This is a genomic window from Micromonospora sp. NPDC005252 (assembly GCF_042872475.1).
Classification (GTDB): Bacteria; Actinomycetota; Actinomycetes; order Mycobacteriales; family Micromonosporaceae; genus Micromonospora.
In genome coordinates this window covers 1-24,090 of sequence record NZ_JBIAKN010000006.1, presented here as the reverse complement: position 1 = coordinate 24,090, position 24,090 = coordinate 1, and the positions used below count along the sequence as shown (strand labels likewise).

At 70.9% G+C, this 24,090-nt stretch carries 19 protein-coding genes and 1 pseudogene; 7 read left to right on the top strand and 13 right to left on the bottom strand.

The features are described 5' to 3' along the window. Positions 1–18 precede the first annotated feature (18 nt). The 8 genes from ACFYPH_RS18625 to ACFYPH_RS18590 all read right to left on the bottom strand — a co-directional run bounded on the left by ACFYPH_RS18625 (position 19) and on the right by ACFYPH_RS18590 (position 13,052). Positions 19–1,866 (bottom strand): hypothetical protein, encoded by a 1,848-nt coding sequence (locus ACFYPH_RS18625; RefSeq protein ID WP_387183189.1) that lies wholly within the window; start codon positions 1,864–1,866, stop codon positions 19–21. Positions 1,867–2,260: 394 nt separating this feature from the next. After that, on the bottom strand, positions 2,261–2,668 hold the full coding sequence (locus tag ACFYPH_RS18620) for a hypothetical protein (protein ID WP_354857575.1): 408 nt from the start codon (positions 2,666–2,668) through the stop codon (positions 2,261–2,263). Positions 2,669–3,019: 351 nt separating this feature from the next. After that, a complete protein-coding gene (locus tag ACFYPH_RS18615) occupies positions 3,020–3,214 on the bottom strand; it encodes a hypothetical protein (protein WP_354857577.1) in 195 nt (64 codons plus the stop codon). Positions 3,215–3,250: 36 nt separating this feature from the next. Beyond that, positions 3,251–4,699, bottom strand: coding sequence for a glycosyltransferase family 39 protein (locus tag ACFYPH_RS18610; RefSeq protein ID WP_387183186.1), 1,449 nt, complete (start codon positions 4,697–4,699; stop codon positions 3,251–3,253). A 106-nt stretch (positions 4,700–4,805) separates the two neighbouring features. Next, on the bottom strand, positions 4,806–5,969 hold the full coding sequence (locus tag ACFYPH_RS18605; protein ID WP_387183184.1) for a glycoside hydrolase family 26 protein: 1,164 nt from the start codon (positions 5,967–5,969) through the stop codon (positions 4,806–4,808). Then, complete coding sequence (locus ACFYPH_RS18600; protein ID WP_387183181.1) at positions 5,957–7,855, bottom strand: glycosyltransferase family 2 protein; 1,899 nt, start codon at positions 7,853–7,855, stop codon at positions 5,957–5,959. The genes ACFYPH_RS18605 and ACFYPH_RS18600 overlap by 13 nt, the downstream gene beginning before the upstream one ends. A gap of 109 nt (positions 7,856–7,964) precedes the next feature. After that, positions 7,965–9,119, bottom strand: coding sequence for a glycosyltransferase family 39 protein (locus ACFYPH_RS18595; RefSeq protein ID WP_387183179.1), 1,155 nt, complete (start codon positions 9,117–9,119; stop codon positions 7,965–7,967). A 426-nt stretch (positions 9,120–9,545) separates the two neighbouring features. Continuing rightward, a complete protein-coding gene (locus ACFYPH_RS18590) occupies positions 9,546–13,052 on the bottom strand; it encodes a BTAD domain-containing putative transcriptional regulator (RefSeq protein ID WP_387183176.1) in 3,507 nt (1,168 codons plus the stop codon). Between the two features lie 174 nt (positions 13,053–13,226). On the opposite strand from ACFYPH_RS18590, the gene ACFYPH_RS18585 reads away from it, so the two are divergent. The 4 genes from ACFYPH_RS18585 to ACFYPH_RS18570 all read left to right on the top strand — a co-directional run bounded on the left by ACFYPH_RS18585 (position 13,227) and on the right by ACFYPH_RS18570 (position 17,498). Next, a complete protein-coding gene (locus tag ACFYPH_RS18585; protein ID WP_355139628.1) occupies positions 13,227–14,855 on the top strand; it encodes an AMP-binding protein in 1,629 nt (542 codons plus the stop codon). Further along, positions 14,852–15,358: a pyruvoyl-dependent arginine decarboxylase gene (locus tag ACFYPH_RS18580; protein WP_387183173.1), complete on the top strand. Its 507-nt coding sequence runs from the start codon at positions 14,852–14,854 to the stop codon at positions 15,356–15,358. Before ACFYPH_RS18585 ends, ACFYPH_RS18580 begins: the two co-directional genes overlap by 4 nt. Continuing rightward, positions 15,355–16,767 (top strand): guanitoxin biosynthesis pre-guanitoxin forming N-methyltransferase GntF, encoded by a 1,413-nt coding sequence (gene gntF, locus ACFYPH_RS18575; protein WP_387183171.1) that lies wholly within the window; start codon positions 15,355–15,357, stop codon positions 16,765–16,767. The genes ACFYPH_RS18580 and gntF overlap by 4 nt, the downstream gene beginning before the upstream one ends. A 149-nt stretch (positions 16,768–16,916) precedes the next feature. Then, complete coding sequence (locus ACFYPH_RS18570) at positions 16,917–17,498, top strand: DUF5317 family protein (protein ID WP_354858586.1); 582 nt, start codon at positions 16,917–16,919, stop codon at positions 17,496–17,498. Between the two features lie 559 nt (positions 17,499–18,057). Here the strand turns inward: ACFYPH_RS18570 and ACFYPH_RS18565 are convergent. Beyond that, positions 18,058–18,273, bottom strand: a complete 216-nt coding sequence (locus ACFYPH_RS18565; protein WP_354858584.1) for a hypothetical protein — start codon at positions 18,271–18,273, stop codon at positions 18,058–18,060. A gap of 171 nt (positions 18,274–18,444) precedes the next feature. On the opposite strand from ACFYPH_RS18565, the gene ACFYPH_RS18560 reads away from it, so the two are divergent. Continuing rightward, on the top strand, positions 18,445–18,963 hold the full coding sequence (locus ACFYPH_RS18560) for a hypothetical protein (protein WP_354858581.1): 519 nt from the start codon (positions 18,445–18,447) through the stop codon (positions 18,961–18,963). A 794-nt stretch (positions 18,964–19,757) separates the two neighbouring features. Further along, positions 19,758–20,255, top strand: coding sequence for a YfbM family protein (locus ACFYPH_RS18555; protein ID WP_354858607.1), 498 nt, complete (start codon positions 19,758–19,760; stop codon positions 20,253–20,255). A 566-nt stretch (positions 20,256–20,821) separates the two neighbouring features. Here the strand turns inward: ACFYPH_RS18555 and ACFYPH_RS18550 are convergent. The 3 genes from ACFYPH_RS18550 to ACFYPH_RS18540 all read right to left on the bottom strand — a co-directional run bounded on the left by ACFYPH_RS18550 (position 20,822) and on the right by ACFYPH_RS18540 (position 22,660). Next, positions 20,822–21,388, bottom strand: a complete 567-nt coding sequence (locus tag ACFYPH_RS18550) for a hypothetical protein (protein WP_354858579.1) — start codon at positions 21,386–21,388, stop codon at positions 20,822–20,824. A gap of 246 nt (positions 21,389–21,634) precedes the next feature. Beyond that, positions 21,635–22,261: a maleylpyruvate isomerase N-terminal domain-containing protein gene (locus ACFYPH_RS18545; protein ID WP_354858576.1), complete on the bottom strand. Its 627-nt coding sequence runs from the start codon at positions 22,259–22,261 to the stop codon at positions 21,635–21,637. A gap of 180 nt (positions 22,262–22,441) precedes the next feature. Continuing rightward, the gene (locus tag ACFYPH_RS18540; RefSeq protein WP_387183770.1) at positions 22,442–22,660 is read right to left on the bottom strand and encodes an integrase core domain-containing protein; all 219 of its coding nucleotides are present in this window, start codon (positions 22,658–22,660) and stop codon (positions 22,442–22,444) included. A 23-nt stretch (positions 22,661–22,683) separates the two neighbouring features. Between ACFYPH_RS18540 and ACFYPH_RS18535 the strand changes: the two genes are divergently transcribed. Further along, entirely contained in the window at positions 22,684–23,094 is a 411-nt protein-coding gene (locus ACFYPH_RS18535) for a hypothetical protein (protein WP_387183165.1), read from the top strand. A gap of 592 nt (positions 23,095–23,686) precedes the next feature. Here ACFYPH_RS18535 and ACFYPH_RS18530 read toward each other — a convergent pair. Continuing rightward, positions 23,687–24,090, bottom strand: a pseudogene (locus ACFYPH_RS18530) (hypothetical protein); the annotation flags it as partial.

The window sequence follows — 24,090 nt, the reverse complement described above, 5'->3', positions numbered from 1 at the left end:
AGGACACGCCCTAGCCGGTCAGTCGCCGTGGTGGCGGCCGGCGGAGCGGAGTGACCCGTGAGGACTCTCCCGAGCCGGCTCGCTGTCCACCACCGACCTGCCCAGCCCGCTCACCCAGTCGACGAACTCCGCGTCCTGCCTCGGCAGCGGCTCGCGGTCCGGCCGGGTGCCCGCGCCGTCCGCGTCGGCCCGGGATCTGTTGCGCCGGAACAGGCCCAGCCGGCCGCCAGCCCGCTCGCTGGTCCGTTGCGCCTTGACAACGGGTGCCGGGGCGGCCGGCGCAGGGATTGCGGCGACCGGAACGGCCCCTACGGGGCCGGCCTGCGCGGCATCGGCCGTGGGCCGGATACCGGCGCGCCGGGCGTTCGCGAGGGCATCCCAGTTCGCGGCCTGGTCCAGGTTGGGCAGGGGCGGCCGGTGCCGAGGTGGGAGAGCCGGTTCGACGCCCTCTTGCGTGCCGGCCGAGTGGGTTGCCTCGGCACCCGGACCGGGCTCGGTCGAGGACGGCACCCGCCGGGCCGGAACGACTGGCCGAACTGCCTGAACTCGAGTCCGGTCGATCTTCGGCGGCTGGTACATCCGGCCGGTCCCCGGGGCGGCGGTTGCCCCGTCGGGTTCGGTGTTGTCGGCCCCCGCCGTTCCAGAGCCGTCCCCGCCGGGTCCTGCGGGAAGGTGGGCCGCCGTCGCGGGCGCCGGTTGCGATGTCTCCGGCGTGGCGAAGTCGGACTGTGTGGCGAAGTCGGCCTGTGTGGCGAGGTCGCCAGATGCGGCCGGTGCGGCGGTATCGGTCGGTGCGGCGGTCCGCGTCGCGGAGTCGGCCGGCGCACCGTAGCCCAGCGGTTCGGCCGCGGTCGCGTGCGTCGCTGCCATCACGCCGACGAACCTCCCCGTGCCGGCCAGGTCGACGGGCTCCGGCTCGTCGGCCGCGCCGGGCGTCATGGCCCGCGGCACGGCGGGGTCGGACAACGGACGGAGGATGTCGGTCGGCTCGACGACCCGCTCTTCGGAGGTACGCGACAGGAACGGCCAGCGGAACAACGCGGCGGCGGCCGAACCGAGCACGCCGGCGGCGACGGCGAGCAGCGCGCCGTAGTAGGGCGTGATCTGGTACCGGTCGACGGCGCCGCCGGGACCGGCGGTCAGGTAGGCGAACGCGATCAGCACCGCGCCGGTCGCGCCGGTCGCGCCGTTGACCAGAGGCGGATGCCTGCGCCAACGGGCCAGCCCGCCGGTCGCCGCGCCGACGAGCAGGGCCACCGCTGGCAGAGTCAAGAGAGCCTGGCGGTGTGCCGCGTCGGCGTCGAGCCCGGCCTGCTCCAGCACGCCGATCCGTACGGCGGGCAACGGCCCGGCGGTTGCGAGCGCCGGGACGACCGAGATGAGCGCCAGCAGCCAGACCACGCCGCCCACCGCCGCCATGTTCCAGCCCAGCGGCGGCTTCAGCAGTACGGCGATCGCGGCACCCGCGCCGACCAGCGCGCCGACGATCGCGCAGATGCCGAGGGCCCAGATCGGGTCCACAGAGAAACGATCGGCGGCCTGGGCCGGCCGGACGCAGAGCGGCGCGATGACGGTGGCGCCCAGCGCGGCAGCGGCGGCGATGGCCACCAATCTGCCGGTGCTTTCCAGCACCCCGTATCGGCGGGCCAGGCGTGCGGTGACGACGGTGCCGGCTACTGCGGCGTGTGCCGCGAACCAGCCCACCCAGGCGAGCTGGGCGGGCCACTGGTTGACGGTGGCTCCGGTGGAGACGCCGGTGAGCTGGACGATGCCGAAGCTGAACGCGATGCCGAGCTGACCGGCACCGGCGAGCACGCCCATCCCGAGAGCTGCGACCAACAGGTTGCGCCAGGTGCGAGAGACCATGTCCGGCACCGTACGCACCTTTTAGGCCGATTGTAACCGAAATGCGATATTCCATGTCGGACGGCCGTGCCAGCGGTCATCCCAGTTCGACCAGGTGCGCGACCTACCTGGTGCGGCCCACATCGGTGCGCATGTGGACCGTGCCGGGGTCGCGGGTGGCCGGTCGGCTCGACGGCGTCGATCACCGCCCCCGGCGTCCTCGCCGCGGTGGCGGCGAGGTGAGGACGGCCACGGCCGATGCGGCCCGGCCTCAGAGCCGGGAGGTGAAGGTGGCCAGGAACCGGTGCGGGGTGACCGCGCCGGCGTTGTCGAAGCAGATCACGTCGACGTCGGCGTTGGTGGTGTACGTCCAGGGTTGGGTGACGTGGAGGCTCGGGCGCGCGCCGAACGCCGGTCAGGGCAGTGTCAGCTCGAAGCACCCCCACCCGTCGCCGGCCTGCGCGACGAGCTTCCACGTTCCGGCGGCCGGCAACGGGATGCCGCTGGGGTACATCGCCTGCCCGGCGTCGTTGGTCGCCAGCGAGCCGGCGCTGTAGGTCTCGGTGCGACCGCCGGAGGTCGCGGTCACGGTGAGCGCGGCGTTGAGCTGGGGGCGGGCCGGCAGCCAGAACAGCTTGCCCAGGTCGGGGCCGAGGTCAGGGTGCCATTGCCGGCGGTACTCCACGAAGTCCCCGGCGATGAAGTCGCCCGAGCGCACCAGCATGGCGTCGCCGGGCACCGCGACGCACTCGCGTCGGGCGCTGCCGGGCAGGCTCTGCTGGAAGGCCGGCACCGGCGGCGACGCGGCCGGCGAAGACGGCACCGGCGCCGACCCAGCCGGCGAGGCCGGGCCGGCGGCGGGCGGCACTGGTGCAGTACACCCGCAGAGCACCAGTGCCACGACGAACAGCGGGATTGCTCGCACAGCGTTGCCTCTCTCCTCAGGCGGCCGGGGTCCAGGTGAGACCCGGCCGCTCCAACAAGCCACGAGCGTCGCGGTCGTGATGCAATGTGAGCTTCAGGCAGGGCAGGGAGATCGCCACGTCGGAGCCTCATCTTCCACCGCCCGGCCTGCAACCAGGACCGAGGGCTGTAAGACCGAATACGCGGCTCGTGAGGATGCTTGTCAATCCCAAGGTCAATACGGCAAATGAGGCTGAATTTAGTCATGGCCTCACAGAGCACGGACGGCCCAGAGCGGCACGTCGATGTGACCGACCCGCTTCGCCTCCACGGTGAAACAGGACGCGCCGCGAGCGCCTTCATCGCGAAGATGCGCGACTGGGCGCCCCTGCACACCGTGGGGGATCAGCTGGCCCGTGTCCGGCTTGTCGGCCTGCACGGTCACCGCGACGGGCTTGGCGTCCACGGGTCACACCCACAACCGGACAGGTAGCCCCAGTGGTCACGGACCGGGACGGCGGACCAGCAGCACCAAGGCCACCCCGACGAACCGGTCGGTGCCGGTGACGGCGAACTCGCGGCGGAGCAGCTCGGCCCGGGCGGGCGGGATGCCCTCGTACGGGTCGCCCGCCCCGCCGACGACCAGCCAGATCCGCCGGACGTCGCCCAGGCAGGGAGCGGGATCGACGCAGTCGATCGCCCAGAACCCGCCGGACCGGCCGGGCGGCACGGCGAGGAAAACGTCCCGCGGCGCCGTGCGCAACTGGTACGCCATCGGCAGTGGGGCGCTCCACCCGCGCCAACCGGAGTAGGCGATGCCGTCACCGGGCTCGTACCGCCGGTCGATCACGGCGGCGGCGGCGCGGTAGTCCGCCTCCCCCGGCACCGGGCTGCGTCGGGCCTCCACCTGCCCTGGCAGGCCCACCCCGGCGACGGCCAGCACGGCCGCGCCGAGCACCGCCGCAGGCCCGCCCGCCGGCAGCGCGCGCCGCAGCGCGGCGACCGGCACGGCGATCCCGACCGCCGCCAGCAGCGCCCAGGCGGGCAGCGTGAACAACACGAACCGGGCCAGGAAGAGGTGCACCAGCGGGTGGCTCAGGTAGCAGCACACCGGCGGCGCCACGGCCCAGACCAGCAGCGGAAGGAGCAGTGCGCGCCGCCGGCGCCAGAGCACGGCGACGCCGAGCAGGCCGGTCCCGGCGAACGTCACGGCGACCGGGAGGGAGCCGAACAGCTCCCGGGGGAAGCGGGCGAGCGCCGCCCGGTCGCGGATGATCCAGGAGACCTGGTCGGCCTGCCGGGACGCCGCGTACAGCAGGGGCGCCGCGGCCACGGCGACCACCAGCACGGTGAGCGCCCAGGCCCACCGGGCCCGCCGGGCACCGCCGCGGCGGACCGCCGAGCCGACCAGCAGCGCGTGGGCTGCCAGCACCGTCGCCGCGACGGCGTGCAGGCAGGTCAACGCCAGCAGGCAGCCGCCGTAGCGGACCCACCGCGGCCACGAGGGCCGGTCCAGCGCCCCGACCAGGGCGAGCGTAGCCAGCACGGTGAGGGCGACGACCCAGGCGTACGAGCGGGCCTCCTGCCCGTACCGGGACACCGACGGGATCGCGACGAAGAGCAGGCCGGCGGTGACCCCGACGGTGCCGTCGTACAGCTTCGCGCCGAGCAGGGTGAGCGCGCCGGCGGCCACCGCCGTGCCGACGATGGACGGGAACCGCAGGGCGAGGGTGGAGTCCCCGGCCAGCGCGGTCCACCCGCGCAGGGCCAGGTAGTAGAGGGCGTGGGTGAGGTCCATGTTGCCGAGCAGATGCCGCAGATCCGGCCACGCGAGGGTGGTGGTCAGCCAGCTGACCGACTCGTCGAACCAGATCTCGCGGCCGCCGCTGCCGAGGGCCGCGACCGCGAACGCGACGAGACTGACGGGCAGGGCGACGCGGGTACGCGACACCGGCGCGCCCGCCCGGCGCGCCGACGCGGCCGGCGCCGCGCGGCCGGGCGCGGCGGGGTGCCGGTCCGACCTGACGGGCTGGGACACGCTCACGGCGGCGGACGGCCTATTCCTCGACCCGGGTACGCGGCACCATCGCCGGCGACCAGCCGACGTCGTACCGGGGGGCGGCGACGGCCCGGGCGAAGGCCTTGGCGACGGCGGGTGAGCTGACGATCCGCCAGTCGACCTCCTTGCGCGCCTCGAACCAGATCAGGCCGATGATGTCCCGGTGGCCGGACAGCAGCTCGAAGGCCTGCCGGATCCACTCGGCCTTGCGCCCCTTGCCGTCGGAGGCGCCGGTCTCGGTGACGACCAGCGGCTTGTGGGTGAAGCCGCGGATCTCCCGGATCGTCGGGCTGAAGATCGCGTCGAAGGACCGGTACGTCGAGAGCGCCCCGGTGCCGTAGTAGCCGGAGAGCCCGACCCAGTCGACGTAGTCGTCGCCCGGATAGAGCGTGGCGAGTTTCGGGGTGGAGTCGTCCCACCTGACGTTCGGGCTCCACGTCCAGATGACGTTCTGCACCCCGGCGGCCTCGAACACGGCGTGGACGTGCCGCCAGGCCTTGACGTAGTCACCCGGCCGGTTGCCGTTGGCCGTCTCGCACCACGGGTACCAGTCGCCGTTCATCTCGTGGGCGAACCGGATGGCCACCGGGTACCCGAGGGCCTTGATGCCCTGCGCCCACGACCGCAGGTACGGGTCGAAGCTCCCCCGCGTGATCTGGGCCAGCCGGTACCGGGGCTGGTCCGAGCGGATCCTGTCGATCTTGCGGGCGCTGAAGCCCTTCTTGCGGGAGGTCTCGTCCAGCCGGTAGTCCCACGGTTCCCACGCCAGCATCGGCAGCATGCCCCGGTCGCGGATCCGGTCGAAGAGCACCCGGTCGAAGGCCGCCGACGCCCATCCCGCGCCGAAGAGCATCGCCTGCGGCTGACGCTTCGCGGCGGCGGCGAACGCATTCACCGGCGTGAAGTCGTACGGACCCTCGTTCGTCATGACGCCGATGAACGTCTTCCCGGCCGGCGGAAAGAGCACCGGCTCCGGGCGCGGCGGCGGTGCGGGCGTCGCCGGGGCGCTCGGTGCGGCCGTCGCCGGGGCGCTCGGTGCGGCCGTCGCCGCGGCCTCCCCCCGGGCTCCCGACGCCGTGCGCGGCGCGATCACGAAGGCGTACGTGAGCAGCAGCGCGGTGATCAGCGCCAGCATGCTCCGCGGCAGGGTCAGCCTCGCCATGGCACACTCCGTTCCGCCGGCACCCGCGTCCTCGGCGGGTGGCGGTCCTCGCTACGGGTACGCGCGGCGGCGCGGGCCGCGTCGTCGCGGTGTCGCCCACGGCGCGTCACACCGGAGACGATGGCGATCAGCGGCGGGCCCAGGCCGGTCACGAGGGTCAGCACCGGCCAGACCCACAGCAGAGTCAGGCCGTGGTCCAGCAGGAAGCTCGCGCCGAGCACGGCAGCGGCGATGGCCGCCCAGCCGAAGTGCAGCCGGAAAGTGCCGAGCGACTCGGTGGTGCGCAGCTTGCCCTTGGCCGTCACCACGAACGCGAGCTTGCGCCGCAGCAGCGCGCCGACCGCGGCGGCCACGTAGACGGGACCGGTGAAGAGGGCCAGCGCCATGCCGACCACACCGATCTCCTCCCGTTCGTGCGGGGCGATGTTGAAGCGGCGCAGCCAGAGCCAGAGCGCGAACCAGGTGCCGATGGTGCCGGCCCAGAGCACCGACCACACGGTCACGTCGAGCTGGGCCGTGCCGACGCCGGTGAGCAGGTACAGGGCGGTGGCGAGGTTGCCCAGCAGGAGGCCGACGGCGACGCTCGGGTAGTAGAACTGGAGCAGCCGGTACTGCCAGCGGCGCCGCGTGCCCAGCTCGCGCGGTGCGCGCAGCTCGGGGCGGACCAGGATCTCGCAGATGCCGGCCGCCCACCGCTTCTGCTGGTTGAAGTAGTCGGCCCACGAGGTGGGGCCCTCCCCGATGGCCACCACGTCCGGGGTGTAGACGCCCTTCCACCGGTTGCCGGTGTGCGGATTGACGGCGGCGTGGACCCGGATGCTGGTGAGGTGGTCCTCGATGATGGAGTCCTGGTAGCCCCCGACGCTGCGCCAGGCCGCCGGTCGGTAGAGGTGGCCGGTGCCGGTGAGCAGTGGCGCGTCCAGCCCGTTGCCGCCGCGCGCGATGAGTCCGTTGTAGAGGTACTGCTGCACCGACGCGCCGTGCGCGACCCAGTTCTGGTGCATGTTGCCGTAGACCTGCGGGGTCACCACGAAGGCGACGTCCGGGTCGCGGAAGTAGCCGAGGGTCCGTTCCAGGAAGCCGGGCAACGGCACGTGGTCCGGGTCGACGTTGGCGACCACGTCGTAGCCGTGCTCGTGCTCGGCCCGCCAGGCGTTGTGGTTTCCCGACTTCGTCCTGGCCCGGAACTCGCCGCTCGGCTGGTTGTACTCGGGTCGGCCCTTGCGGCTGAAGTGCCGCACCCCGAGCCGCGCGGCCATCTCCTTCACCGCGGGGTCGTCCCCCTCGTCGAGGATCCAGACGTCGACCTGGCCGCAGTAGACAATCTGCCGCATCCGCCGCAGGGTCCGCTCGGCGACGTCGAGCGGCTCCTTGCTGGGCACGATGGTGGTGAGCAGCGCCACCCGCAGGCCGACGGGCGGATCGACGGGGACCGGATCCTTGGCATGGAACGCGAAGACCCAGATCACGACGTTCTGCGCGAGGCGGATCAACTCCACGCCGACGACCACGCAGAAGCCGAGCCGGGCCGCCGTCGTCTGCCAGCTGCCGATCCCGGTCACGCCGGGCCCCGGCACGTGCGCCGGGAGCAGCAGCCACCCGACGAACAGCAGCCCGGCCGCACTGTTGACGAGAACCAGGAGCGTCAGGATCAGCCGGGACGCGGGCGACAGGGACGGCCGGAACTGGACCGGCGCCGCCACGTGCCCCGGCGCGATCAGCGGTCCGGCCGTCGTACCGCACGCCGCGTAGGCGCGGCGCGCCCGGACGTTGCGCTGCCGACGGTCGGGCGGCTCCGACGACCCTCCGATCGAGGTCAGGGCCGGAGCGACGGCGATGCCCTGCCCGGCGACGGGAGACCGCCGGCTATCGCTGGCGATGACCACATTGCCCCCATGGATTTCTGCCCGACTCGAACTCGACCGGAGCTGATGCTATTCGGACAATTTGCTTAAAGCGGGCTAGTTACGTAAATGACCATGAGCCGCGCTCTCCTCAGCCACCGGCGGGGTGCGCCTCGCGTGCCGTCGCACGGTCGGCGGGTCGCGTCCACAAGTGAACGACCCTCGTGAGATCGCCGGTCGCCCGCTCGCGCCCCCCGGGCGTGGACCGGGCCAGCTGCGCCGGGGCGCCGAGCACCGCGATCGCCACCAGGGCGACCGCGCACCACCGGGCGCGCACCCGCGCCAGCGCGACCGCGCCGAGGGTGGCCCACGCGGGCAGCGTGAAGAGCAGCACCTCCGGCATCCAGACCGGCGTCGCCTGCGCGACCAGCAGCAGACCCAGCGGCGGCACCACCGCCCAGGCGGTGTAGAGGGCGGCGGAGCGTCGCAGCGGCAGGCTGAACAGCGCCAACCCGGCCAGCACGACCCCCAGGGCGGTGACGCCGAAGAGGTTCCGGGGCGTCGCGGCCAGCACGTCCAGAGTGGGCTCCGACCCCCGCGCGATCCCGCCGCCGACCACGCCACTGGGAAGCCCCAGCGCGACAGCCGCGGGGAGCGCGCCGAGGATCGCGACCGCCGACCACCGGCCGACCACCCCGCGTCGGAAGACGAACATCGACCAGCCGTGCCCGGCGAGCAACAGCAGCGCGAGACCGTGCGAAAGGCCCAGCAGCAGCACCGCGGCGCCGTAGCCGGCGAAGCGTCCGACCGTCGGCCGGTCAACCGCCCGCACGAGCAGCAGCGTGGCGAGCACGGCGGCGAACACCGTCAGCGCGTACGGCTGGATCTCCTGCGCGTACCGGGTCGACGTCGGCAGCAGCGCGAAGATCACGCCGGCCAGTAGGCCCACCCGCGGCGTGAAGAGTCGGGCCGCCAGGAACCCGACGAGGGCCGCGGCGGCGGTGACGGCCACCGTCGACACCACCCGTATCGCCGGGCCGGACGCGCCGAGCACCTCCGCCCACAAGCGCAGCAGCGGCGAACCGGCGAGGCCCGGGGTGCCGCCGCCCGGCGGAGTGGCCACGCCGGCCCGCAGGAGGCAGAGCGCGACCGTCAACAGTGCCGGCACCAGCCAGGCGGTGACCCGCCACCGGCCGGTGTCGGTCGTCGCCTGGGTGACGATCGCGTGGTCCTCACCCCAGGGGTCCTCGACGTCGACCTCCGTCGACGCCAGCCGGGGCAGGACTATTGTGTCCGCGTCCTTCATCGTGTCTCACGCATCTCTGTCGGATCCGGCGGTGCACACCGCGGCGGGGGCGCGCCCCACGGCGACGCGAGCCGGGCGTACGCGCGGCGTGGGCAGCACGCGGCGCAGGACCGGCCGGACTCCTGGATCGGGTACGGGTGTCAACTGGAGCATAGGGAACAGAATCGGACAGATAACTCGGATGCGGCATAAGCCCTGAATCAGTGACCACCCGGACGTTGAGGTGGCGCCGTTGCGTAATCGGATCGGCGGACGTGTTGAACCCGGGTCGGGTCCGCGGTCAGATCGCCTGGGCGAGTCGGTGAACGCAGCGGCGACCCGCAGAGTGGGCGGGGCCTCGATGGCGAGTTCGTAGTGGCCGCGTCGTAGGTTCCGCATGAATACGTGCCCGGCTCAACGCAACGGAACCTGGTATTGCGATGCGGGCTACGAGCCGGTCCGCCGGGCGAGCGCCTGAACTCGGCGCAGGTCCGCTCGGCATCCGGCAAGGCCGAATTCGGCGATCGCTCGCTCAAGGTGCTCAGCCCGGTCGAGCCCGAGGGCTGACCGCTGTCCCGCGACGAGGTGACGGCCGAGTTCGTAATGGGCGCGTGCCAGCTCGTAGGGCATCTGACGTCGCTCGGCTTCGCGGGCTGCCCGGACCCACGCCCGCCGGGCGGGCTCGGCCCGGCCGCCCAGCCATCGGTACCAGCCCAGGCAGATGAGCGCCCTCGGACGGGCCATGGGAAACGTGCGGGCGTAGCGGCGTAACCGGCGCAGGGCGACTGCGGTGCTTTCGCGCAGCTCGGCCGGGTCAGGCTCGCCCGCTCCGCGCGCCGATCGTCGATGCGGATCCGCCAGCTCGAGCAGCGCCAGAGAGACCTCGGCAATGCCGGCGTGCGCCTCGATGGCGTACTGCTCGAACGACGGATGTGGGCCGATCAGGTGGTCGGCGGTGCGGATCGCCTGCCACGCGTCCAACGGCTGCCCGCTGGCAAGGTGTTGGCGAGCCACGGCGGCGTGGAGGCGGGCCGCGTCGATCCTGGCCGCTGCCGGCAAAAGCTGTGCGGCCTCTTCGGACCAGCCTGCCAGCGCCGGGTCGTCGGGGTTGGCGCGCAGGGCCGTCTCGATCAGGACGAGTAGACCCCAGAGGTGTACGACGGGATCGCGGCGTTCTCGGCCGGCGGCCATCGCCTCGGCGGCCGCTGCGGCCGCCTGCGCGTAGCGGGCGGTGAGGTACCGCCTGAATGCGCTGATCAGGAGCACCTCGTCGGCCCACCGGTGCATCGGTGTCCGGCGCCGGAGTTTCAGGACCCGGTTCGCGCCGAGGTCGACGGCGGCCCAGTCGCCGACCCCGGTCCAGTGCAGCCCGCCCACAATGCCGACCCAGCAGGCGGTGAGCGGATCGTTGGTGCGCTCGACGGCGCTGCTCGCGGCACGAAGGTGGCGGCCCGCGAGCCGGTGCAACCCCACGGTGCCGATCATCATCCCGAGACCAGCCTGCGCCCGCACGATCAGATCGAGGTCCCCGGCGCGTTCGGCAGCGTTCAGCGACGAGATCGACGCGGCGAGGACCGGAAGGTGCTCATCGAGTACCCAGTAGACCTCGGCGATCGTGAAGCAGGCGGCAGCGCGTTCGCGGGCCGCCTCACGCCGGTCCGCACCCCGGGCCACGACACCACCCGGCCGCAGGCCGTGAAGCGTCCGGCGGATCACCTGTGACGCGATCATCCCCAGTCGTCCCGACGTCGACGTCGGGACGCGGCCGACCAGGAGGTCCAGTGCCCGCTCCAGGTGGTACCGAGCGGCGTTCGCCTCCCCGATCTGCTGGTGCGTCTCGCCGAGCATGCGGTGCCAGCGGGCCCGATGCAGGGGCGCGACGTGACGTTCCAGGGCCGCGCGGAAGAAGGCCTGAGCCTCGCGGAACCAGCCCAGGCGCTGGTACACCGCCCACAGCCGGACCAGGTGAGCGTCGAGTGTGATCGGGTCGGCGCCGAGGATGAGCCATTCGGTGGCGGCGCGCAGGTTCTCCTGCTCCGTTTCCAGACTCGGCCCGCCCTCGGTGCGGGCCTCGCCCGGCGCGGGCAGCAGTGCGACGTAGTGCTCGGCGTGGCGCCACCGGGTCCGCGCCTCCTCCGCGGGGTCCGCGGCCAGGCTCTCGGCCGCGTACTGCCGGAGCAGCTCGTGCATCTCGTAGCGGCCGTCCTCGCCGACCGCGATCAGCGACTGGTCGACGAGGCTGGCCAGCATCGGCAGTCCGGCGCCCGCCACGGCGCCGGCGGCCGCGAGGTCGAAGCTACGGCGCAGCACCGACAACCGCCGTAGGGTCCGGCGTTCCTCGTCGGTCAGCAGCTGCCACGACCAGTCGATCACGGAGCGGAGGCTGCGGTGTCGCCGCTCCACGTCGGGTGCGGTGGTCTCGAGCAGTTCGAGCCCGCTGGCGAGCCGATCGGCGATGGCGGCCGGGGTGGCGGAGCGCACCCAGCGGGCGGCCAGCTCGATGGCCAGCGGCACACCGGCGACCAGCCGGCACACGCGGCCGGCCCCCGCGGTGCCGTCGATGGCGAGGGAGTTGGGACGCAGCAGCCGGGCCCGCTCCTGGAAGAGCTGCACCGCCTCGTAGCCGGCGGCGTCCGCGTCGGCGCCCGGCGGTGGGTACGGCAGACCTGGCACCTCGACCAGCCACTCCACACCCAGCCCCAGCGGCCGCCGGGACGTCACCAACAGCTGCGCGCCGGGTGCTCGCCTCAGGAGTTCGGCGAGCACCCCCGCGCTGTCGCGGAGATGCTCCAGATTGTCGAGCACGAGAAGCAGCTCGCGGCCGGCCAACTGCTCGGCGAGCAGGTCCAGCGGTTCGCGGGGCACAGCCAGGTCGATCTCGAGCGCGCGGGCGAGACCGGCGACGACCAGATCGGCGGCCTCGGCCGGCCGGGCCGGGCTGGTGCCAACGAACGACACGAACACCGTCCCGTCACGACGACGCCCCTGCCGATACGCGGCGACCTCTACCGCCAGCCGGGTCTTTCCGATCCCGCCGGGACCCACCAGGGTCACGAGCCGGCACGTGGGATCATCGAGAAGCTCATGCAGGCGCGCCAGCTCCCTTTCCCGACCGACCAGCGCGGTGAGCGGGCGAGGCAGATCGGTCGGCGGCGACCCGGCCGCCAGGGCCACGTCCTGCCGAGCGGCGGACGCGAGCGGGTCAACACCCAGCGCGGTGAACCCACGGGTGACGGCGATCTCGTCACGGAGGGCAAGCGTGTCCGCCGCCGGCTCGATACCCAACTCCTCCCGAAGGAGATAGCGGCAGGTCTCGTACTGGGCGAGCGCGGCGCTACGCTGACCGCCCACGGCCAGGAACCACATCAACGCACGGTGCGCCTCCTCGTGCAGGCGCTCCAGCTGCAGCAGCCGGCGGGTCACCTCAATCCCGCCGGCAGCATCCCGCCGGTCTCTGGCCCGCTGCACGGCACGGTCCATGAGCGCGAGCATGTCCGCCCGAACAGCGGCGCGCCGCTCGGTCAGCCAATCATCGAAAAGCGGCGCTCCCGGGACGCCGAAACCCTCGAGGAAGTCGCCTCGGCAGAGCCGGACGGCCTCCAGCAGCTCGTCGTCGTCCTGGTGGGCGGCGGCCACCCGGCTCACCTCCGCGACGTCGACCCACACCTGCCGGCTGTCCGCCAGCGCTATGGTCTGCCTGCTCACTGCCACCTGCTCCGGGACGACCCGGCGCAGCTTGGTCAGCACCAGCCGCAGATTGGCCCGGGCCGTCGGCTCCGGAAGGTCGCTCCAGAGCAACCCGGCCAGCGCCGAGCGTGAGTGCGCGGTGCCGGTGACCGCCAGGTAGAACAGGAGCGCCGTCGCCTTGGCGGAGGCCAGCTCCACCAGGGGACGCCCATCCATCGTCAGCTCGGCCCCGCCGAGCACCCGGACACGCAACTGTTGGTTCCGCATAGCCACCACCGTCGTCGTCCGGAAAGAACTCTATCGCTTTCCACGCTGCGAAAACGGTCGGGAAACGGTCTGCACACGGCAGCTCCCTACGGTCGGCTCATGAGTGTCGGAACCCGGGCCCACCAGCGGCAACCTGCCCAGGTTGGTGCCGGCGTCAACGGTGAAGGAGTAGCCATGGCCGTTGTTCATCCGTCCCGCAGCGATCTGCCGGACGTCCAGGTCGGCGGGACCACCGTGCCATCGCTGGTACTGCGGCATGCCGCCCGCCTCGGCGACAAACCGGCCCTGATCGACGGCGCAACCGGCCGCACGATCAGCTACCGGCAACTCGCCACCGGTGTGGAGCGGGTCGCGGCCGGCCTGGTCGCCCGAGGCTTCGCCCCGGGTGACGTGCTGGCCCTCTACAGCCCCAATTCGCCGGAGTTCGCCCTGGCCGCCTACGGGACGATGGCAGCCGGCGGGATCATCACCGGCGCCAACCCGATGCTCGCCGTCGAGGAGCTGGCCGGTCAGCTCGCCGACGCCGGGGCGCGGATGCTGGTCACCGTGCCGCCGTTCCTGGACCGCGCGGTGGCCGCCGCCGAGCGGGCGGGCGTCGAGGAGGTGCTGGTCTTCGGGGACGCGGTCGGCGCAACGTCGTTCCGTGAACTGATCGCCCACCACCACCCGCCGGCGACGCTCGCGGACGACCCCGATCGCGGACTCGCCGCCCTGCCGTACTCCAGCGGCACCACCGGCCTGCCCAAGGGAGTGGAGCTGACCCACTCGAGCGTGGTGACGAACGTTCGCCAGAGCCAGGCGGTGATGGGTTTCCGCGAGGACGACGTGGTGCTCGCCGCGGCGCCGTTCTTCCACGTCATGGGGTTCAACGTCGTGCTGCCGTGCAGTCTGGCGGCCGGCGCGACCGTCGTCACCCTGGCGCGCTTCGACCTCGAAGCCTTCCTTCGGACGATGGAGGAGTACCGGGTGACGGTCAGTATCGTGTCGCCGCCGATGGCGACCGCGCTGGCCGATCATCCACTGGTGGACGACCACGACCTGTCCTCGTTGCGGAGTCTGGGCGTGGGTGCGGCTCCCCTCGGTGCCGATGTGGAGCAGCGATGCGCCGAGCGGCTCGGGTGTGTGGTCAGCCAGGGCCTCGGCATGACGGAAGCCACCGCCATGGTCGCCGTAGGGCCACTCGACCAGCCGCGGCGCGGGTCGGTCGGTCGACTGGTGCCGAACACCGAGGCGCGCGTCGTCGATCCGAACGGCGGTGCCTACCTTGGTGCCGGGCGCGCCGGCGAGCTATGGATCCGCGGCCCGCAGGTCATGCGGGGCTACCGCGACCGTCCGGAGGCCACGGCCGCCACCATCGACGCCGACGGCTGGCTGCGCACCGGGGACCTGTGCTACTTCGACGAGGACGGTTACCTGTACGTGGTCGACCGGTTGAAAGAATTGATCAAGTACGAGGGGTACCAGGTGGCGCCGGCCGAGTTGGAACACCTGCTGCTCACCCACCCGGCGGTCGCGGACGTGGCCGTGGTACCCCGGCCCGACCCGGACGCCGGCGAAGTGCCGGTCGCGTACGTGGTGCTGCGGGGACCGGCGACAGCTGCGGAACTGCTGGCCTACGTGGCCGAGCGGGTCGCTCCCTATAAGCGGCTCCGCGCCGTCCGGTTCACCTCGTCAGTGCCGAGGGCGCCGTCGGGCAAGCTTTCCCGCCGGGTGCTGGTCGAGGCCGAGCGCACCGGATCGGAACGGGCGCGGACAGTGCAAGACTCCCCGCCCGCAGTCCGCGCGGACGGCGGACAGCGATGAACATCCTGGTGGCCGGAGCCGTCGGCCGTGGCCCGACCGAGCTGGCCGCCTTCGACGCCGCGCTGGTGGCGGCCGGTGTCGCCGACCGGAACCTGATCTACCTCAGCTCGGTGTTGCCGCCCGCCAGCTCCGTCGAGCAGGTCGACCGGATCGGCCGTACACCGGGTAGCTGGGGCGACCGGCTGTACTGCGTGGTGGCACGGGCGCGGACGGCGGCGCCGGACGCACAGGCCTGGGCCGGTCTCGGCTGGGTGCAGGACGACTGCGGGCGCGGACTGCTGGTAGAACACGACGCCGACGACGAGGTGAGCCTGCGGGGGCTGGTGACCACGTCCCTGGACGCGCTGTGCCGCAACCGCGGCACGAGCTTCCCGTCGCGTGGCATCGCGGTCGCCGGCGCCCGCTGCACCGGGCGACCGGTCTGCGCCTTGGTGGTCGCGGTGTTCCAGTCGGTGGCCTGGGAGCCGGGCCGACGACCGGCCAGAGCGGCGGCACCGGTATGAACGACATCGGTGCGGCTCCGGTGGGCCGGCGGGCGGACCGTGCCCCGACGACGCACCGCAAGCTCTGGAACTGGGTCTTCAGCCTCGTCGCCACCACGGCATCGGCCTACGCGCTGGAGGCGAGCGTGGTGGCGGCCGGCGCGTGCCTGGTCGCGTCCGGCCTGCTCAGCAGCCTCGACCACCGCGGGACGGTGGCGTTTCTGGTCGCCACCTACGCGGTCTGGGGGTTCGGCCTGCGGACCGGTGTGCGGGCGAACTGGACGCTCCTGGCGACGACGGGCACCAGCACCAACGTGTTGTCCAAGGCGTTGTACGACGTGCTCCGGCGCAGGGCGAGCGGTGTCCGCGCACCGCGCCTGGCGGCGGCCCTCGGGTACGCCGGTACCGAGGTCGCCAAGGAGGTGCCCTACTACGCGGGCGCCTTCGGGATCGCCGCCTTCAGCGACTCGATCACCTCGAACGAGGCACTCGTGTTCCTCGGCGGTGCCAACCTGGGCGCCGCCCTGTACGAGTACGGCCTCGCCCGCCTCACCCGAGCCTTCCTGACCCGGCGGCGCCGCCGGTACGCGTCATTCGACACGGACTGGATACCGGCGGAGTACCTCGCCGGCTACTACCGCACCGTCGAACCGGACGAGATCGCCACCATCGCGTTCCTCGTCGAGGCGATGCGACGCGCGGAACGTGGTCAGCCCGTGTTGTTCTTCGGGGTGGGGCCCACCCTGCATCACGTTTTCGCGGCCGCCGAGGTGGCCTCGGAGATCCACCTGGGCGACTACCTGCCGGCGAATCTCAACGAGATCCAGCGGTGGATCGACCGCGAGCACGATGCTCACGACTGGCGCCCGTTCGTCCGCTACACCCTGCGGTGTGAGGGGGTCAGCTGCCCGACCGACGAGGACGTGGCGATCCGTGAGGATCTCGCCCGGGAGAAGATCACCGCGCTGATCCGGGTGGACGCCCGGCAGCCCCGCCCGATGGACCGCCGATACGCGACGGTGGTCAGCGCCTACTGCGCGGACTCCGCCACCGCCGACCGGGCGACCTGGCAGTTCTTCATGCGCCACATCACTGGCCTGGTCCGGCCCGGGGGTCTCTTCGTCACCGCGGCCCTGCGCCGCTGCCGCGGTTACACCGTCGGGGAGAAGACTTTTCCCAGTGCGGATGTCGACGAACACGACCTCCGGGCGGTACTGCGACCCGAATTCGGGCCGCTGGACGGATCAATTGAGGTACGGCAGGTCGCCCGGGAGAGCTCACACGGCTATTCGGCAATCGTCCTGTGCTCTGCCCGCAAGCGCCTCCGGCCACCCCGCTTCCGCCTCACCGCTCCGCGTCACATGGTCGGCCCATCACGGGCAAGTCGTACACCCCACTCCAGCGGACGCAACCTCAACCCTTACGCGTGAAGCCCGATCATCAGTGAACCGATGGACGGAAGAACCATGCCGCGATCAGATCCGGCAATCCACACTGGACTTGGTCTATTGAGGGGAACTCCACGATAGGGACCGCAAATGACCGGACTCAGGGCCGTCGAGGCCCACACGGTGGCGCCATGTCGATCCACAGTCTGATCTTGCTCATCGCACCGCCGACGGTGGGTGTCCTTGTCGGCTACGCCAGCGGGGGTCGAATCGCCGGCTTGCGGAGCATCCGACTCTCGGCCGTGTGGCTCCTGTGGCTGGCCGCCGTCGTCCAGGCGGCGCAGTACCACGTGGCTGCCCTGCGGCATCCCGGCACGCTGGTCGTCGTATTCGGCCTGGTCCTGTGGTGGCTGGCCATGAACCTTCCCAGATGGCCGCTCGCGATCCGCGTCGCTGGCGTCGCCATCACGGTAGGTGCGCTCGCCAATGGAGTGACGGTCGCACTCAACGGACGCATGCCATACCAGCCGAGCGGGGCTGAGGCGGTCGGCCTACGGCCGGATCTCACCACGCCCAAGAACGAACCCGCGGACGATGCGACCCGGTTCGCGCTCCTCGGTGACACGATCCCGGTCACGCCGTTGAAGAAGCTCGTCAGTCCCGGCGACGTGCTCATTGGCGCCGGGACCGTCGCGCTGACGGCGCTCGCGATGCGTCGCCGCCACGACCAACCCGATCCGGGACCCCAGCACATCACGGGAGGTGAAACATGACCATGTCCACCGTCTGGCGCCAGGCCGCCTACGCGATGCTCACGTTAGCGTCGCTGGCCCTGCTGCTCTACACCATCGGCGCACCAATGACAGAAGGAAGCTGAGGGGCCGGCATGAGAATCCGCATCATTGTGGCGCTCCTGTCGCTCGCCACACTTCTCTACACGGTCGGTGCACCACATGAGCACGGAGGCTGAAGCGTACGAATCCGCAGGAATGGATCGCGGCTCCGGCGACGCCGGGTGACCCCTGGCTGCAACTCGTCACCATGACGGGCAAGAAGTGCCTCGGCGTCAAGGATGTCAGCTACGACATCGGCGCACCACCGCAGGTATGGACCTGCAGCGTGAACTGGAACCGGCGCTGGAACATTTCCTAGCCGCGTGACGCAGCGGCCGGGCCTGGTGCGGTGTCGACCAAGCCCGGCCGTTGCGCAACCAGGGTCAGCAATCCTGAACGCGCCCCACTCGCTGCCACCAACTCCTGTAGCTGCCGTCTAGGGCCTGTCTTGCCGATCATGAGGATCCGGCTTCCATCATTGACAGGTCAAACTCCAGGGCTACTCCGCCGGTGCGTGCGCGTTGAGCAGTGCCTCAAAGGCGGGGAACTGGGCTTGCGCGGCGGCGATCACCTCTGCGGTCGGCCGTCGGGCGGAGCCGGTGTGCCGCTGTGCGATTGTCGTCAACGCTGCGATGGGCTCGGGCACGCGCTCGATGCCGTCGACCGTCTCGAGCGGGCCGACGCCGTTCGCCAGCAGCCACCCCAGCTGAAACACCGAGCCGTCTCGTCGCACGCACCGCGCGCGTCACGCAAGGTTCGACCTCGGTCGACCTCATGCTTGCGACCGGGCTCCCTCGCGGCGATCTTCGACTTTGACTGCGGCGAGCCGTAGGGTCAAAGCGTGACGACGGGGCCAGGCACTTATCGCGTGGCGGACAATTCGCCCGTGGCGTTCGTGGATGCGCTCGCAGCGTGGGTACCGCTCGCCCATGAGGAGTTGGTCACGACGGCACGCCGGTACAACGCCGTCATCAAGTACAAGGATCTCGGCGAGCACGTGCAGGAGCGGTCAGGCATCCGTACGCGCATGCTGTTGACCAACTGGATCGGGAAACTCCTCGAGGAGGTCGCCATCTTGGCGAAGGCTGCGGGTGGGCCGCCGCTTACGTCGCTGTGCGTACGTCAGGACGGCACGATCGGGGATGGCTACGCCAGGGCACCAAAATCGGTCCTGGGTGTCCCCGGCGAAGATATCGAGGCCTACGCCGCCGAGCATCGCCTTCTGTGTTACCGGACTTACGACGCTGTCGGCCTGCCTGCTGATGGTGGCCGACCTGAGCTGACTAAAGAAGTGGCCGAGCGTCGGGCAGCTCGCAAGGCTGCGAAGGAGCCTGTGCCCCGACCGCGCTGCCCGAGCTGCTACACCGAGTTGCCCGCGTCGAGCCGCTGCGACTACTGCGCATAGACTATGGGCCAGCCGGAACCCGCGGCACTGCGTTATGTCTCAAGTCGTCAGCGGAGCCCGCCCCACCGACGCCTTTGTACTGATGGGCACGCCCCGGCCGGTTGAATATGTCCCACGCGGTACAACGGACGTCGTCCCCACCGGTCTTCACGCCCAGCCCATTCGGGCTCGCCGAAGAGGTCACCGTCGAGGAAGACCTGCCCACAGGTTTGCCGGTGGGATTCAAGTCTCAGTCGGCCGGATCAGCACCGACGCTGGCGCAACAATGCCGCTGTTGCACGTCGATGCGAATTGACCGCCCCGGCTGGGGCCGGCGAGCAAGCATGAAAGCCGGCGCCAGCCATCGCACGGCTGAGGAGGTGGCAAGGTGAAGGACCCCGAGATCATCGACGTGCCTGGGCAGGTCCGGGGCCTAGCGGCCGCTGACCCGGACGGGCCGATCTACCTCACCAGCTATGCGGGCCGCAGCCCGAGCACACGCAACCTGTACACCACCGTCCTCACCGCGGTCGACCTGGCCGGAGGCAGGCTCTGGCAGCGCACGTACGCAAGCCATCCGTTCCCGCCACGCGCTGACGCCGACGGGACTGTGTGGGTGGCCCACCACGACGGCTACAGCACGCCCGTGTCACGCCTGCCTGCGGAACCGAGACGCTCTGGCCGTACGGGTAGAGCATGTGTTGCCCAGGTTGGTTTTCACCGCCGAACCAGGCGCCGGTATCGTGCCGCGCCACCAGCAAGGCGCTTCCGCAACAGGAAGCGAGCAGGTTTGTCGGGAGGACTTGTTCGTGGGCATGGAGCTGATCGGGCGTCGGCTGTCGGCCGAGGAACTGCGGGCCGTGTTGGACGATCCGGCGACCGTAAGTTTGCTGCTCTTCGGCGACCTCGACGATGAAGACGCAGAGATGCCCGATCCCGAGCTGGATCTGCACAAGTCATGGCATGCCCTGCACTACCTGCTGGCCGGCACAGCCGGAGAGGTGGACGATCCAGCCGCTGCGGCCGTCCTCGGCGGCGACGACATCGGCGAGGAGGGCGGTTACGGACCGCCACGCCTCCTCGACGTGGAGACGGTCCGCGTCGTCGCCGCCGCGCTCGACATGCTGGACGTCGACGCGTTGCGCTCCCGCTTCGACCCAGACGCCCTAGCGGCCGCAACCATCTACCCGGGTGGGTGGGATCGCGGCGCCGACGACTTCGACAAATTCCTCGCGCCGGCCTTCGCCGACCTCTGCCGCTTCTACCGCTCGGCCGCCGCCCAGAACCAGGCGGTACTACTTGCCATTGTTTGACATTGCCACTCGCACACACGACCGGCAGGCCCTCCCTTCCTGCCGGCACCGGCGGCCAACACCGTCCGATAGCCGTCGAACGTCCGGTCGGCGAAACTTTCGTCAAGGCAACTCGCGCAGCCGTCCTCGCCCACGCAGGTTGGGGTCATCGAGCAGCCTCCCCGGCTCCCGGCGTGCCTTCGAGGCTTCGCGTTCGATGTGAGTGGCGGTGTCGCCGTGGACGGCACACCGACTCCGCGTTCCACCGGTCCGCTTGATCCGAGTCGAGGACGGGGCCTGCTGTCTACCGCCGGAGGTCCCCAGTGAGCGGCACGAACGTGCACGCGCGACGTCGCGCGCTGGCCGCGGTGATGGTCGCGCTGCTGACCGCAGGCGCGTGTTCCACTCCTAGCGAACCGTCGTGTTCACGAGCGAAGTGTGCCACTGTTGCCGATTCCCGACACCGGTCCCCGGACCAGCGCGGCAGATGAGTGCGCAGGTGGCGACTCGGCGATGAGTCCGATAGCCCCTGTCGAGGTGCCGGCAGATCCCGTATGCCGCTTGGTGGACCGATCCCGGCCGTCTGGTCAGGCAGGTGGGTCGTCCCGGTAGAGATCCGATTTCACATCTCGGCCGCTCCAGCGAGTGGCCGTAAGCTCCGGCCGCTGCCGGACGGGTTTGGGCACCCAGCCGTATCGTCTGGTGTCGGGCGCTTCGTTGTCCCAGTCAGCGATCAACGCGAACGGGTCCGGGATGATGCCCGCCTTATCGTCGCAGGTCGTCAGGACGACCATAAATGGATAAAAGCGCGTCTCCTGGGCCACATCGCAGTCGTCGGTCCGAGAAGCGACCAAGGCGCCGCACTTCTCGCAGGCTACGCAAGGGTTCCATCCCACGAGAGACCAGCAGCCGACCTGAACGAGGTCGTGGACGAATCGTGTGCCACGGACGTCGCCGGGCGAGAGCACGAACGTGTTGACGACCTGATCACGGCCGTAGACGGCCGCGTCGATCGCATAGGTGCCGGGTTGGAGCCGCGGAGGGTTCACATGGTGGTGGTCCAGCAGCGACCAGTGCGGTCCGGCGGGCAGCTCGACCAGCCGCAGCGGAACGCTCAACTCGTTCCCGCACGACGCGCACTGAAGGCTTTCCACTTCTGGAGTGTGTCATTTCAAGCCGAGCGTACGCATCCGCAAAGGGGCCATGCAGGGCCACCGCTGCCGCGACCTCGGACAGATCGTCGGCCGCCACGGCCCCGGTCACCCGATGCCGCCGCCACATGCTGCAAATCGGCACGACCTCCGACAGCTACCGGGGGTGACGGACGCTCCGCAGCAGCGCGCACGGTCGGCGGCAGATGAGGGCCCGCTACCTCGGCGATGCAAGAGGGTCTCCGGCATTCAGAGGGCGGCGATTGAGCTGGGAGCTCGTTCTTGCCGAGCCAGTGCGCGTATCACGTCCAGGGAACCGTGTCGCCAGGCGGCGAGGCTACTCAGCAGCTGGATCGTCGCTTCGGCCGCTGCCGTCGGCACCGACGGCGTCGGCAGGCTGAGGCTGACAGCGAGGTCGTCGACGTGCACGACCAGCTCCATGACTCGGGTCAATAGGAAGTCATCGACCCTCAGACCCCAGTCGCCGAGGTCCACGATGCGGTCGACAGGTTGTGCTGGCACTACGGCCCGCAGCTGGGTCAACGCGGCATCGACGGTGTCCGCCAGGTCCGCGGCGGTCGTCGACGCGGCTGCCTGCTCGCTGCGGCGCCGGATGCCGATGTTGTCAGCGCTGTCTACGCCTGACGTCACCCAGGTGTTGCCAGTGAAATGCTCCAGCACCGAGATCGCCGACTGTCCGGGCGCGGCGCTAAGGAAGGCCACCGTGTGCGTTACCTGGTAGGCAAGATGACGAGCCAGGCCGCCCGTCGAGAAGTCGGCCAACGCGCTGGGCGTGGACCACCGTTCGGCCAGTATCGGTTCGCGCAACAGAGCTGCTGCGGTCTCAGCGGCGTCGAGGAAGGCAGGTCGGATCATCGGGTGCACGCTATGCCCCGCGGGCGCCTGTTGTCATGGGTGCTCCTGCCCGCGAGGGGCAGTTCGTGGGCTGGAGCGCCGGCGCATCGGCATGAGCGGACGTCGCCCGACCGACGACCGGGAGAATCACGGCTGACTTCTTCGCATCCGCCGAAGAGGTCACCAGCTTGAAGTACCTGGTCAGGGCGTTGGTGGTAGGTCCACGGCTCCGCTGTGGGGGCGGTGGTGGTCGTACCAGTCGACGTACTCCAGGGTGGCGATCTCGACGTGGTCGCAGGTCCGCCACGGCCGACGTGGTTTGATCAGCGCGGTCTTGAGCATGCCGATCGTCGACTCGGCCAGGGCGTTGTCATAGGCGTCGCCGACCGAGCCTACCGACGGGTCGACGCCGCGCCTTATCAGGGCATGACAGGCTGTTCGGCATGGGCCCTGCCGACGATCGTCTCCATCCGAGGCTAAGGATCAACAACGGCCTGCTCCTGGTGCGGGATGGTGTCGGCACTTGGCTAATCCATGGCGCCGCCGACGGGTTGGTCTACCCGGCCGGGGACCGGCTCGTGTGGCTGTTGCCATTGCTGGAGCGCACCCCGAACGACGTCAGTGCGGAGCTGTCTGACGTGCCTATAGCCGACACACCGCTTCCCGCCCTCGTGCGGTTCGCGCTCACCGCATGGGGAAGCTACTGGCCGGCACTGGCACTCGATTGGCTGGACGCCGGCTGGCCTACCCGGGATCTGCGCGACGTACTGGCCGACATGAAGGACTCGCGCGAACTCTCCCAGCCGCTTCGCGACCGAGCACTTCGCCTCTGGCGCGCCTCGGCACATGCCTGACGGCCCGACAAGCCCGAATCTCGGGGCCTCCTCGACCAACGCCGGACCTACACCGCACTGCACGTCGAGTGCTCACGGTGGAACCGGCAGCCACGGAGGCGACAGCAACGGCGAGCACTCCGCGCGGGGGCGCTGACACCTTCGTGCACGCCAAAGAGGTCACCAACCAGAGGTGCCTGGTCAGGGTGTTGCCTGTGGGATAGCCGTCCCAGATAGCGGCACGCCGGCGCCCCCAGGGATGCCACTCGGATCGCTCCTCGTTGATGACAGTCGGCCGTGCGGCGACGAAACTCGACGGCCCGACATGCTGCGCCGCGCTATGCGTGTTTGAGGCAGCGAGAGGTGCTCCCAACCTGCACCCCCAAACCAGGGCGGCACCGGGCCGCCGACCGATTGTGAGCTCGGGCCCAGTGCTGTGGTTGGCGCCAGCGCTGGCTCCCGCAGCCGCATCGGTCGATCGGGGAGCACGCTCACGATCGACGCGCCTTGTCCGCGGCAGAAGAGTGAGCGCGGCACCGATCCGAAGCACGGTGACCTTGCCCGATCGAGGGCGGGGCGGTAGCCGGGCTGGCTGCCGTCGTCACTCGCCCTGCTACCGACTGCCCGGCGTACGGGACGGGTCGTGGCCCAGTCCATAGCCGGCGTGAATCTCCACCGCGCTCACTCCTAGCGCGTCGAGACCTCGGTTGAGCTCGCGGTACGCCCTGAACTCCGCCGTCACGTACTGCTCGCTCTCGACTGCGGCCGAGGGAGCCCAGCCGCTGCGGCCCAGCGCTGTCATCGCTGTCTGCATCGCCACCCATGGGCGGTGTCCGGTGACGCCGACCAGCGCATACACCCGGGTGAACCACACCGGCGGACTGACCTCGACAGGGCCGGGGCCGTCACAGGTCCGCCTGCCGACCCGTTGGGCGAGTGTTGTGGCCACCTCAACGGCACGGTCCGCGTCGCTGGTCGACACGTCGACCACAAGCGCCACGCGTGCCGTTGCTTGTT